This is a genomic window from Sphingobium sp. D43FB, from assembly GCF_002312805.1.
Taxonomy (GTDB): domain Bacteria; phylum Pseudomonadota; class Alphaproteobacteria; order Sphingomonadales; family Sphingomonadaceae; genus Sphingobium.
Genome location: NZ_NMUA01000009.1, coordinates 84,020 through 96,666 on the forward strand (window position 1 = coordinate 84,020; position 12,647 = coordinate 96,666).

General features: G+C 64.2%; 9 protein-coding genes. 5 read left to right on the forward strand and 4 right to left on the reverse strand.

From position 1 onward, the window contains the following. The first annotated feature begins 15 nt into the window (after positions 1 to 15). On the forward strand, positions 16 to 1,959 hold the full coding sequence (acs, locus tag SxD43FB_RS09970) for an acetate--CoA ligase (protein WP_096062035.1): 1,944 nt from the start codon (positions 16 to 18) through the stop codon (positions 1,957 to 1,959). Positions 1,960 to 2,063: 104 nt separating this feature from the next. Beyond that, positions 2,064 to 2,675, forward strand: coding sequence for a response regulator transcription factor (locus SxD43FB_RS09975; RefSeq protein ID WP_255245658.1), 612 nt, complete (start codon positions 2,064 to 2,066; stop codon positions 2,673 to 2,675). On the opposite strand, the gene SxD43FB_RS09980 is transcribed toward SxD43FB_RS09975, so the two are convergent. After that, entirely contained in the window at positions 2,661 to 6,020 is a 3,360-nt protein-coding gene (locus SxD43FB_RS09980; RefSeq protein ID WP_255245659.1) for a PAS domain-containing hybrid sensor histidine kinase/response regulator, read from the reverse strand. The genes SxD43FB_RS09975 and SxD43FB_RS09980 overlap by 15 nt on opposite strands. Positions 6,021 to 6,074: 54 nt before the next feature. On the opposite strand from SxD43FB_RS09980, the gene SxD43FB_RS09985 reads away from it, so the two are divergent. Beyond that, positions 6,075 to 8,087 (forward strand): EAL domain-containing protein, encoded by a 2,013-nt coding sequence (locus tag SxD43FB_RS09985; RefSeq protein ID WP_096062037.1) that lies wholly within the window; start codon positions 6,075 to 6,077, stop codon positions 8,085 to 8,087. Positions 8,088 to 8,098: 11 nt separating this feature from the next. Here the strand turns inward: SxD43FB_RS09985 and SxD43FB_RS09990 are convergent, their stop codons facing one another. After that, a complete protein-coding gene (locus SxD43FB_RS09990) occupies positions 8,099 to 8,989 on the reverse strand; it encodes a crotonase/enoyl-CoA hydratase family protein (protein WP_255245660.1) in 891 nt (296 codons plus the stop codon). A gap of 315 nt (positions 8,990 to 9,304) precedes the next feature. On the opposite strand from SxD43FB_RS09990, the gene SxD43FB_RS09995 reads away from it, so the two are divergent. Together SxD43FB_RS09995 and tgt are read left to right on the forward strand one after the other, a co-directional pair. Further along, entirely contained in the window at positions 9,305 to 9,457 is a 153-nt protein-coding gene (locus SxD43FB_RS09995) for a hypothetical protein (RefSeq protein WP_255245661.1), read from the forward strand. A gap of 31 nt (positions 9,458 to 9,488) precedes the next feature. Further along, complete coding sequence (gene tgt, locus SxD43FB_RS10000; RefSeq protein ID WP_096062040.1) at positions 9,489 to 10,631, forward strand: tRNA guanosine(34) transglycosylase Tgt; 1,143 nt, start codon at positions 9,489 to 9,491, stop codon at positions 10,629 to 10,631. Here tgt and SxD43FB_RS10005 read toward each other — a convergent pair. Next, a complete protein-coding gene (locus tag SxD43FB_RS10005) occupies positions 10,621 to 12,132 on the reverse strand; it encodes a histidine kinase dimerization/phosphoacceptor domain -containing protein (RefSeq protein ID WP_096062041.1) in 1,512 nt (503 codons plus the stop codon). The genes tgt and SxD43FB_RS10005 overlap by 11 nt on opposite strands. An 88-nt stretch (positions 12,133 to 12,220) precedes the next feature. Further along, positions 12,221 to 12,589 carry a NepR family anti-sigma factor gene (locus SxD43FB_RS25865; RefSeq protein ID WP_141249484.1) on the reverse strand — a complete coding sequence of 123 codons (369 nt, stop codon included), beginning with the start codon at positions 12,587 to 12,589 and terminating at the stop codon, positions 12,221 to 12,223. Positions 12,590 to 12,647: the final 58 nt, after the last annotated feature.

Below are 12,647 nucleotides of genomic sequence, written 5' to 3' on the forward strand. Positions count from 1 at the left end.
GGAGAGGCCAAAACCATGAGCGAATCCCTCTATCCCGTTCCCGCGTCTCTCGCCGCCGATGCGCGGGTCACTGCCGCGGACGCCGCCCGGATGCATGCGCAGGCGCTGGCCGATCCCGATGCCTTCTGGCGCGATCAGGCGCAGCGGCTCGACTGGATCACGCCCTTTACCAAGGTGGATGAAAGCAGCTTCGATGAGGCTGATTTCGGCATAAGCTGGTTCGCCGACGGCCAGCTCAACGTTGCGGCCAACTGCATCGACCGGCATCTCGCCGAACGGGGCGACCAGCCCGCGATCATCTGGGAAGGCGATAATCCGAGCGAAAGCCGGGTCATCACCTACCACCAACTCCACGAGGAAGTCTGCCGCTTCGCCAATGTGCTCAAAGCGCAGGGGGTCCGTCGCGGTGACCGGGTGACGCTCTATCTGCCGATGATCCCCGAAGCCGCCTTCGCCATGCTGGCCTGCACCCGCATCGGCGCGGTCCATTCGATCGTCTTCGGCGGCTTCTCGCCCGACAGCCTCGCCAGCCGCATCCGCGACTGCGACTCCCGCCTGGTCATCACCGCCGACGAAGGACTGCGCGGTGGCAAGGCTGTGCCCTTGAAGGCCAATGTCGATGCGGCACTCGCCCATTGCACCTCAGTCGAAACCGTCATCGTCGTCCAGCGCACCGGCGCGGACGTGCCGATGGTGGAGGGGCGTGACCTCTTCTACGGCCCAGCCCGCGATGCCGCCGCGTTGGATTGCCCGGCCGAAGCGATGGGCGCGGAAGACCCGCTGTTCATCCTCTACACCTCCGGCTCGACCGGCACCCCCAAGGGCGTTCTCCACAGCACCGGCGGCTATCTGCTCTGGGCGGCGATGACCCATGCGCAGGTGTTCGATTACCGGCCCGGCGAAGTCTATTGGTGTACCGCCGACATCGGCTGGGTCACGGGCCACAGCTATGTCGTCTACGGCCCGCTCGCCAACGGCGCGACCACGCTGATGTTCGAAGGCGTGCCCAACTATCCCGATCATAGCCGCTTCTGGCAGGTCTGCGACAAATGGAACGTCGCGATCTTCTACACCGCCCCCACCGCTCTGCGCGCCCTGATGCGCGAGGGCGATGCCTTCGTGCAGGCGACCAGCCGCGCGTCGCTGCGTATCCTGGGCAGCGTCGGCGAGCCGATCAACCCCGAAGCCTGGCAATGGTATCATCGCGTCGTCGGCGAAGGCCGCTGCCCGATCGTCGATACCTGGTGGCAGACCGAGACGGGCGGCATCCTGATCGCGCCGCTGCCCGGTGCGACGGACCTCAAACCCGGCTCTGCGACCAAGCCGTTGTTCGGCGTCCACCCCCTGCTGGTCGACGCCGATGGCAAGGAACTGGACGGCGCGACCGAGGGCAATCTGTGCATCGCCAAAAGCTGGCCCGGCCAGATGCGCACCGTCTATGGCGACCATGAGCGTTTCTTCCAGACCTATTTCACCACCTATCCCGGCCGCTATTTCACCGGTGACGGTGCCCGCCGCGATGCCGATGGCTATTATTGGATCACCGGCCGGGTCGATGACGTCATCAACGTGTCGGGCCACCGCATGGGCACCGCCGAAGTCGAAAGCGCTTTGGTCGCCCATGCCAAGGTCGCCGAAGCCGCCGTGGTCGGCATGCCGCACCCGATCAAGGGGCAGGGCATCTACGCCTATGTGACGCTCAACGCGCATGAGGAGCCGTCCGAAGAGCTACGCAAGCAACTCGTCGCCTGGGTCCGCAGCGAGATCGGCCCGATCGCCACGCCCGACATCATCCAGTTCGCCCCCGGCCTGCCCAAGACCCGATCGGGCAAGATCATGCGCCGCATCCTGCGCAAGATCGCCGAGGGCGAGACCGATGCGCTGGGCGACATTTCGACCCTCGCCGACCCGTCGGTGGTCGAAGCGCTGATCGCCGACAGCCAGATGGCAGCGGCCTGAGCCGCTTGCCGGGCTAGGGGACAACCCCTATTTGCATCGCTGCCCAATGCAGGGCAGGATGGCGGCGGAGAGGGAAGGATAAGCCAACGGCAATAGGCACCATCTTGGTGGCAGACGATCATCCGCTCTTCCGTCAGGCTTTGGTCATGGCGGCCTCCAACGTCGCGCCCGACGCGCGCATCATGGAGGCGGCGACGCTCGACCGCGCGGTGGAAACCGCCACAGCCGCCAGCGACTTGCTGCTCATCCTGCTCGACCTTAAAATGCCGGGATCGGCGGGCTTTTCCGGCGTGGCGCTGCTCCATGCCGAACGCCCCTCGGTCCCCATCCTCGTCATTTCCAGCGCCGACGCGCAGATCGCCGCCGCCGAAGCGCGCCGCTATGGCGCGGTCGGCTTCATCGGCAAGGATCAGGATCTAAGCGTCATCGAAGACGCCATCGCCGCCGCCTTGGCGGGTGAAACCCCCGCCGTCGCGCCCCTGATGCCCGATGAGGTGGATGAGATGGCCGGCAAGGTCGCCTCGCTGACGCCGACCCAATTGCGCGTCCTGCTCGGCGTGCTGGACGGCCAACTCAACAAGCAGATCGCCTGGGAACTGGGGGTCGCCGAATCCACGATCAAGTCGCACATGACGACGGTCCTCGCCAAACTCGGCGTCCAGAACCGCACCCAGGCGGCGCTCGCGGCTCGCGCGCTGGGATTAGGGAACCGCTGACCCACCAGCGCCGCGCCGCGCCACGTCTGCGATCCAGTGTTCCAGCACCGCCGCCGCCAAAGGCTTGGCGAGCAACGGAATATCCCGTTCGGCGAGGCGCGCCAGCATCGCTTCGCTACGCTCGGCCGTCACCAGCGCTACCGCGAGCCCCGGCGACCGATCGCGCAGCGCGTCGATCAAGTCGATGCCATCGCGCGCCGTGCCCAGCGCGAAATCAACCAAAGCGCCATCAAATGGCCCGCTGGCCGCCAACGCCTCGCTTTCCGTCGCCGCCACCACACAGTCATGTCCCATGCTTTCCAAAGCCGCCTGCATCGCCGCGCGATTGGCCGGGTCATCGTCCACGACCAACAGGCGCAGGCCTGTCGTCGGCGCTAGCACCGCCGCCGCTACGGTTGCCGCCGCTACCGGCGACGCTTCCGCCAGCGGCAGGCTGATCGCAAAGCAACTCCCCTTGCCGGGCCAGGATCGTACCGCCACTGTCCCGCCGATCAAAGCGGCCGATCGCTCCACGATCGCCAGCCCCAGCCCGATGCCGCTCTCGCTCCCCTGACCCAGCCGCTCGAACTCGCGGAAGATCAGCGCCAGCTTGTCGGGCGCAATGCCGATCCCGCTATCCCATATCTCGATGCGCACCGCCGCACCCCGCCGTCGCACGGCAACGAGGATGCGGCCCTGGTCGGTATAACGGATGGCGTTGGACAGGAAATTCTGGACGATCGACCGCAATAGGCTCCGATCCGTCTCGACCCAACCATCCCCCGGACCAACCCGCAACAAAAGTCCCTTTTCCGCGGCCAGCGGCTGAAAACTCTCGGCAAGATCAGCCAGCATCGGCCGCACGGCAAAGCGGGTCGGCTGCGGCTTTACCCCGCCCGCATCCAGCTTCGATATGTCGAGCAAGGCGCGCAACAGGTCGTTCGCCCCCTCGATCGATCGATCGAGCCGCGATAGCATCGCCCGCTCCGGCTCCCCCAGTCGCCGCCGCAAGGCTGACGAAAATAGCATCGCGGCATGGAGCGGTTGCAGCAGGTCGTGGCTCGCCGCCGCCAGGAAGCGGGTCTTGTCCGCCATCGCCGCCGCGAGCTTCACATTGACTTCGCTCAGCTCCGCTGTCCGCGCCGCCACCGCTTGCTCCAGGTCGCGCCGCGCCGTCTCGGTCGCTGCCCGCGCCTGCGCTTCGACCGTGATGTCGGTGAAGGACATGACATAGCCGCCATCGGGCATCGGCCCGCCCACCGTCTTGATCCAGCGGCCATCGGCGCGATGTCGCTCGAACGCATGCTGGCGACGGCTGCGCATATGCGCCAGCCGCCGGGCGACATGATCCTCCACTTCGCCCGGACCGCAATCGCCGCGCTCGGCGTTGAAGCGGATCAGATCGGCGACCGGCACGCCGCCCCGGATCAGGCCGGGGGGATAGTCGAACAGGTCGAGATAGCGGCTGTTCCACGCCACCAGCCGCAGGTCGCGATCGACCACGCTGACGCCCACATCGATATTTTCCAGCGTCGCCGCCAGCAGACCTTGCGAAAAATGCAGCGATTGCCCCGATGCGTCCAGCACCTTGGCAATCTGCGCAAAGCCCATGCCCTGGCCGGAAATGGCCGACGCCATGATGGCCCGTGCCGACGACGCCCCGACCACACTGCTGATCAAGCGCTCGGCCGCGCGCGCGCTGGCCCGATCGATCGGCGCATCACTGCCTTCGGTCGCGCCGAACGCCTCGATCATCGCCTCCGCGCCGACGAAGCGGGTTACGAGATCACCCAGCGCCGCCATCGTCGTGACCGGCGCGATGCCGCGTTGCCGGACCAACCGTACCGTCCCGACGCTCCGCACCGACACCAACAGGAACGCCAGCAAATTGCCGCCCAGGCTGATGAGCGTTCCGGCCGTCACTGCGCTGATGCCGCGCCAGGCGGGCGGAGTGATCGTCTCGCTGCCGATTGCGGGCAGGAATAGAATGACGAACCACAGCGCAAAGCCAGTCAGCAGCCCCGCCTTGCCCGCCAGCGGATCATTATGCGGCCGATAGACGGCGCAGATCAGCGCAGGCGCGCATTGGGCGATCGCGACGAAGGCGACCAGGCCGACCGAGGCCAATTGCGTGGTGGACGGCAGCGCCAGCGCATAGAGCACCGCCGCGCCGATCAACGCGATGATCGCGCCGCGCCGTATCCACAACAACCGCTCGCCCAAATGGGAATCTTCGGTCGATCGCCGCAACAGCACCGGCGCGAACAGATCATTGGAGATCATGCTCGAAATTGCGACAATTTCGGTGACCACCATCGCCAGCGCTGCTGACACGCCACCCAGAAAGACGAGCAAGGCCAGGCCGCGATAGCCGAAATCCTGCGGCAGGCTCAGCACGAACAGGTCGGGCGTCGCCCCTTGGCCGACCAGCGCTATGCCTGCCGCAGCGATCGGCAGGACCGCCAGCACCGTCACCAACAGATAGGCGACGAAGCCCCACCGCGCCGTTAATATATCGTCGGGCGTGCGCGATTCCGTGACACTGATGAAGAAATGTCGGGGCAGGCAGATGATCGTCAGCACCGACAACAAAGTGGTGACGGCGAAATTCACGTCCAGCCGGGCGGGCGCAAATCCGCTGCGAAAGGTCGCCATGCCATCGGCGATCCGATCGACAGGGGCGGTCCACAACAGCCAGACCGCCAGCCCCGCAACCAACAGCAACGCGACCAGCTTGAACAGCGATTCGAACGCGACGGCGAACAATATCGCCTCATTCTGCCCCGCCACCTGATAGCGCCGCGCACCAAAGGCGATGGCGAACAGCGCCAGGGCCGCCGCCGCCACGGCCAGCGGCGCGGTCCGTTGGGTGATCCCCGATACCAGCGCGAAACTCAGCGACACCGACCGCAATTGCAGCGCGATATAGGGAATGGTCCCGAACAGCAGGATCAGCGTCACCAGCGCCGCCACCGTGCGGCTCTTGCCAAAGCGCGATCCGATGAAGTCGGAAATGGACGTAGCGCCATCCTCCTGCACCTCGGCGTTCAGTCGGCGCAGGAACGGCCCGCCCGCGATCATCAGCAGGATCGGTCCCAGATAGATCGGCAGATAGCTCCAGCCCCCGGTCGCCGCCGTGCCCACAGCACCGAAATAGGTCCAGCTGGTGCAATAGACCCCCAGCGCCAGCGTGTAGGCATGGATGCGCCATCGCGATTGGCGCAGCCGATGGCGATGCACATGCGCGAACGCCGTCCCCCCGAACAGCAGGGCGACATAGGCGAGGGCGATGAGCAATTGAGCAGATATGGCGATGCTCCCCCGGTCCACGACAGTCAGGTCACCGGCATAGGCGTCTGCGCGCAAACGCGCCAGTTGGCTGCGATCTTGCGGTTAACGAAAAAATAAAGGGAAACTGCGATGAGGGGGCAGGAACCGGAGACCGGCCATTTGGGCGCTTTGAGGACATTGCTGGAAAAGCGCAAAGCGCTCTCTTCGGAACAGGATGCCGATGTGCGGCGGAGCCTGGTCGAAACCCTCTATGCGTCGCCCGCATCGCTGACCATCGGCGCGGCGACCGGAACGGCTGTCGGCCTCGTCATCAGCAGCATATCCGATGGCCTCGCCATCCATGCCGTCGTCGCCACCCTATGCATCGTCGCGGCGCTGCGCGTTTTTTCCGCCATCTTCTTTCATCGCCAGTTGGTGCGCGGCACCGCCGTCGCATCGCGCAACTGGGAACTCGCCTATGAATTGGGCGCCTGGGCCTATTCCGGGCTGCTCGGCCTCATGGGATTCGTCACCTTGATCGGATCGTCCAATCCGATCACCCATATGCTCAGCGTGTCGATGGCGACCGGCTATGCCGGCGGCATTTCGGGGCGCAACGCCGGGCGGGTGCAGATCGCCATCGGTCAGGTCTGCCTCGCATTGCTGCCAACCGCACTCGGCCTGTGGCTGGAGGGTTCGACCGGTTACCGGGTTCTGTCCATCGCGATGGTCGCGATGATATTGGGCCTCGCTGAAATCAGTTCGACCACGCACCGAATCGTCGTCCAGGCGCTGATCGGCAAGCGCGACAAGTCGCTACTGGCCGAGAAATTCGAGCGGCTCGCACGCTACGACAATCTGACCGGCCTTGAAAACCGCATGGCGATGCAGATGCGCCTGCGCGAAATTTTCGAAACCACCGAAAAGCACGCCGATGCCGTCGCCATCCTGTGGATGGATGTCGACCGGTTCAAGGAGATCAACGATTCGCTCGGCCATATGGTCGGCGACCGGCTGCTGCGCGCCGTCGCGGAACGTTTGGCCGACGTGGTGCAGGGGCGGGGCCGGATCGCCCGTTTCGGCGGCGACGAATTCGTCATCATCTGTCCCGATACCGACCGCGTGACCGCAGCGGCGATCGCGCAGGAAATCATCGCCTATTTCGCCCATGGCTTCGACCTGTCCGACCATCATCTCCAGGTCACGGCCTCGATCGGCTATGCCGTCGCGCCCCAGGATGGCCGCGACATGGACGAACTGATGCAACATGCCGACCTCGCGCTCTATGAAGCGAAAGGAGCGGGGCGCAACCGGGCATCCAGCTTCAACTGGTCGCTCAAGGAACGGTTCAACCGCATCCATGAGATCGAGACGGGCCTGCGCCGCGCGCTGGATGGCGACGAACTGAAACTGATGTTCCAGCCGATCGTGGCGCTGGATGGCGGCGATATCGACGCCTGCGAAGCGCTCATCCGCTGGAATCATCCCGTGCTGGGGGCCATCCCCCCGTCCGAATTCATCCCCATCGCCGAAAGCATGGGCCTGATCGAAGCCTTGACCGGCTGGGTGCTGCGTCAGGCCTGCATCGCCGCGGCGGCCTGGCCCGGCGACGTGCGCGTGGCCATCAACATCTCGCCGGCCTCGCTCAAATCGCACGACCTGCCCGGCAATGTCATCGCCGCCCTGCTGGAAACTGGCTTGCCCGCCCGTCGGCTCGAACTGGAAGTCACCGAATCCATCTTCCTCGATGATAGCGGCCAGACCAGCACGATCCTGCGCGAACTCCAACGTATCGGCCTGCGTCTGGCGCTTGACGATTTCGGCACCGGCTATTCCTCGCTCTCCTATCTGCGCTCTTACCGGTTCGACACGCTCAAGATCGACCAGAGCTTCATGGCGGGGACCAGCGCCAACGCCGAAGATCGCGCCATCGTCCGCGCGATCGGCAATCTCGCACGCGACCTGTCGATGGACACGGTCGCCGAAGGGATCGAGACGCAGGACCAACTCGCCCACGCGCGCGAAGCTGGCTTCACCAATGTTCAGGGCTATTTGTTCAGCCGCCCGGTCATCCATGAACGGATCATCGAACTGATCGAGGCGGGGCCGCTCCATGGCGAGGAAAGACCCGACCCGGCCATCCGTCGTCGCCGCCTCGCCTGAACCGCCGTCGCTCAGCGCAGACGGGTCTGCGCCGCCGCCAATCGCCGCATCATCCGCAGGTCACGGTCCGACAGGGCCAGTGCCGTGTCGGTCCAGGTGGTTACAATATCGGTCAGTTCATCCAGCGTCATCGGATTGACCCGCCGCCCGGCGCGATTGATGCCGACATAACCGGCATGATGCGCCCGGTGATCCTTGATCCAGGCGATGGTCGCGGCTTCGCCTTCGCCTTCTTCGACGACCTGGGTGACGATGCCCATGTCGAACATTTCCTCGGCGCTATAGACCCGCCCATCGGTAATCATTTGGCGCGCCAGCACCGGGCCGACCCGGCGCGACAGGATGGAATAGGCGCCCATGCCGGGGAACAGGCCGAACAACACTTCGGGCAGGCCAAAGCGGGCCTGCCGCTCGGCGATGATGACGTCGAAGCACATCAGCGCTTCCAGCCCGCCGCCCAGCGCGTCCCCCTGCGCCAACCCGATATTGATGATGTTCATGTCGTTGCAGTGCCAGATGCGATCGACGATCTCGCAACAGGCGATACCATAGCGCAGCAGCGTGTCGCGGTCGCGGCGCTGGATGCATTCGGCGAACATCTCCAGATCGCCGCCCAGATTGAACACGCCGGGAAAGCGCGACCCCAACACCATGAATTTCAGCATCCCGCCCTTGTCTTCGAACAGGCGGCGGCTCTCGCGTTGCCAGGACATCGTATCGCGAATCAGGGACAGGTTGGAATTGGGCCGTTCGAGCGGCGTCATGAACGCCCACAAAGTCCCCAATTCCGCGTCCCACCGCACATCGATCTGCCCCAGGTCGAACAGGGTGGAGCGCGCAATATCCTCTACAAGCGCCCGTTCCGCAGCGTCTTCGGTAACCATATTCCTCTCGGCGGCCATCGGTTTCGCCCCTGTTTCGCTCGCGGAATTAAATTGTCCTGAATCAATCATGTGCGCCCCCGATTTTTCGTTGGGTCTCAACAAAACAGGCCGGTAAGCCGGATGCAATCGGCGGTTCACTCGACCGCGCCCGTTAACCATCTTTATACGCAACTGTTGCACCCCGGTCGCCCAAAAATAAGGTTATGCACGCGGATAGTTGCGATATTGCAACAAAGTGCCCTGTCGGACGATCGTAAAGATGGGTCACAAGCATCTTGTTAATCTTTGCCGATTATTTCGGCTGTCATGCGTCGAGAGCGATCCGATCCCCAAATGGCCACCCTGGCTTTGCACGACCAGACGGGCGCGCATTGGCCCTTGCGCCTTTCGACCGACTGCCTGCGCTTCATCGGTCCCTATCGCCGGGTCGAAGGCTTCAATATCGACGCGCTTGCGCTGTTCGACGGCGTCCGCAAGGCGGGTTGAACGCCTGCACGTTCGCTCCTAGAGCGCGCAGATGACCCAGCCCCGCTTCTCCTTTTCCATCGCCGCCACCGACGGCAAGGCCCGTACCGGCGCAATCAGTATGCGCCGGGGCGAGATCCGCACGCCCGCCTTCATGCCGGTCGGCACCGCCGCCACGGTGAAGGCGATGCGCCCGGCCGAAGTGCGCGCCGCGGGTGCCGACATCATCCTGGGCAATACCTATCATCTCATGCTGCGCCCCGGTGCCGAGCGTATGGCGCGGCTGGGCGGGCTGCATGGTTTCATGGGCTGGGACCGGCCGATCCTGACCGATAGCGGCGGCTATCAGGTGATGAGCCTGTCGGCGCTGACCAAGATGAGCGAGCAGGGCGTCGCTTTCTCCAGCCATATCGACGGGTCCAAGCATATGCTGACGCCGGAGCGATCGATGGAGATCCAGCGCCTGCTCGACAGCGATATCGTCATGGCCTTTGACGAATGTACCAAAAATGGTTGCACCCATGAGGAGGCGACCAAGTCCATGGAGCGCTCGATGCGCTGGGCCAAACGCTCGCGCGACGGTTTCGACGCAGGTGGCGACCATGCCGACCGCGCGGCGCTGTTCGGCATTCAGCAGGGATCGCTCGACGAAGGGCTGCGGCGGGAATCGGCCCAGCAGCTGATCGACATCGGCTTCGATGGCTATGCCGTGGGGGGGCTTGCCGTGGGGGAGGGGCAGCAAGCGATGTTCGCCACGCTCGACTTCGCGCCCGACATGCTGCCCGCCGACAAGCCCCGTTATCTGATGGGCGTGGGCAAGCCCGACGACATCGTCGGCGCGGTCGAGCGCGGCATCGACATGTTCGATTGCGTGCTACCGACCCGGTCCGGCCGCAATGGCCAGGCCTTTACCTGGGCCGGGCCGCTCAACATCCGCAATGCCCGTTTTGCCGAAGATCAGGGGCCGCTCGATCCGCGCTGCGCCTGCCCGGTCTGCACCACCTGGAGCCGCGCCTATCTCCATCATCTTGTTAAGGCAGGCGAAATGCTGGGCGCGATGCTGATGACCCAGCATAACATCCATTTCTATCAGGCGTTGATGCAGGGGATGCGCGATGCGATCGCGGCCGGGCAGTTTACGGCCTTCACCGCCGCCTTCCGCCGCGACTATCAGCGGGTGACTTCTAAGGAATGATCGTGATCGCGATGGCGTAGCTACCCGCCTCGCCATCATGGTCCAGCGCAGAGCGCAACTGGCGCGACAGGCCGGTTAGCACCCGGCCATAGCGTTCGGACAGGTGAACCGTCATGTCTTCCGACGCACGCAGGCCCGACGACACGACACTCAGCAGCGCTCGATTGGCCTGCTCCGGCAGCACATGCGCGGAAATCCGCATCGCCCCTTGCGGATCGAGCATCATCGCCAGTTCCACCAGTTCCGTCAGCAGGAATGCGATCGGCACGGCCACATCCTGGCTGATATGCAGATTGTCACTATCGATCTGAATGGCAAAGCGTCGCGCTGTCGCCGGTGCCGTGCCGCGCAGGCTGGCCGACAATTCGCTGATCAGCGGACGAATGCCGACCCCGCGATTTTCCTCCAGCTCGGCAAAATGATTGCGATGCACCACGGACAGGGCATCGACGCGGCGCTGGATCGAGGCATAGGCTTCGACCGCTTCGGGCTCATGCGCCGACCGGGCGTGAAGGTTGATGAGGCTGGCAATGATCTGAAGGTTATTCTTGACCCGATGATGGACTTCGCGCGTCAGCTTGCGCTGCGTTTCCAACCCCTCGGCCATCTCGGCTTCATGGGTCGCCACATCCTCGCTGATTTCGCGGAACGTTTCGCCCAGCGCGACGATCTCCTGCGCTGGCGTTCGCATCCGCTGCAACGGCTCCAGCACTTCGCCGGGCTGATAGGCGGCGACCGCGCGCCGCAAGATCACCAGCGGCCGGATCAGCACGCGATTGACCACGAACCAGCCGATCGCCGCAGCGGCAAACCACATCACCAAAGGCAGGAACAAAGACAACATGCGCGCCAGCGTGGCTGGCGGCTCCCGCACCGTCATCGTCAATTCCACGTCATAGGGGTCCAGCCGCGCCGAAAGGCTGCTGCTTTTGCCGCCCGGCGGATCCTTGCGGACATGGCTGATGGCCAATCGGCGATCGCCCTGCCGCAACGTCAATTTGCGGTTCTGAAGCGCCGTAGCCGGATCGGCCACGCTTTCGAGATGTTTCCGCGAATAATAGATCAGCGCTATGATGCGTTTGTCCGCGCTGGGCACGCGGCTGACCAGATAGGGGGCATTGGCCAACAATTCGGTCGCAGGACCCGTGAAGCGCGCCGTCTGCGTCATCGACGCGGGCTCGCCTTCGCTGGAGTTGCACAGGCGACGGCCTGCGCGATCATAGATGTAGAAGCGGCCGCCCTCGGCGTCATTGGCGGCCAGAAACAGCGAAAGCCGGCTGCAGATGGCGCGGTCGGCGCTGTTGGACGCGAGACTGTCGACCGTCAGTTGCAGCGCGGTTCGATCGGATTGCAGGTCAGCGGTCAGCTTGCGCGCGCTCTGCGTCACCGCGATCCGTAATAGCGCTTCTTTTTCGAGGTCGGCGGTGCGAATGGCCTGCAGGGAAGCGATCAGCGCGATCAGCCCCAGCGGCAATAAAGCCAGCGTCAGGATGAGGAACATCTTGACGCCTGTTGAACGGAAAAGTTGAAAAATGGGTTCCGTCAGCGACCGGGCTGCCGGAGGAAGGCTGCCCCGGATCATCTGCCACTCAGTCCAGTTTGCTTAACAGGTCCAGCATCTCGGCGGGAATATCTTCATCGACGGCGCGCTGATACACATTGCGCAGGACTTGCGACACATGGCCTTCATCCATTGGGGTCGCGGCTCGCCCCTTGCGAGGGGAAGCGGTCATCTTTGCGCTTTCCTTCCCATCCGCTGCAGTCGAACGATGTTCCGTGGTAGAAGAAACCAAAATCTGCCCCTCTGAAGCAATCTCTGTCACGCCAGCCAGCCCGTATTTGCGGGAATCTTGCGGCGCGTCAATTCGTCGTTCCGCATTATAGCCACGATAATCGCACCCATGCCGAAAAAACCATGTGACTGCGAAACAAATTTCCCCTTCGTTGGTTCCGGCCAAGCGAGCGTTTTTTTACGCGCCGGTTTCGGGGGAGCATCGAAGGGTAGGGGGTTGCCAT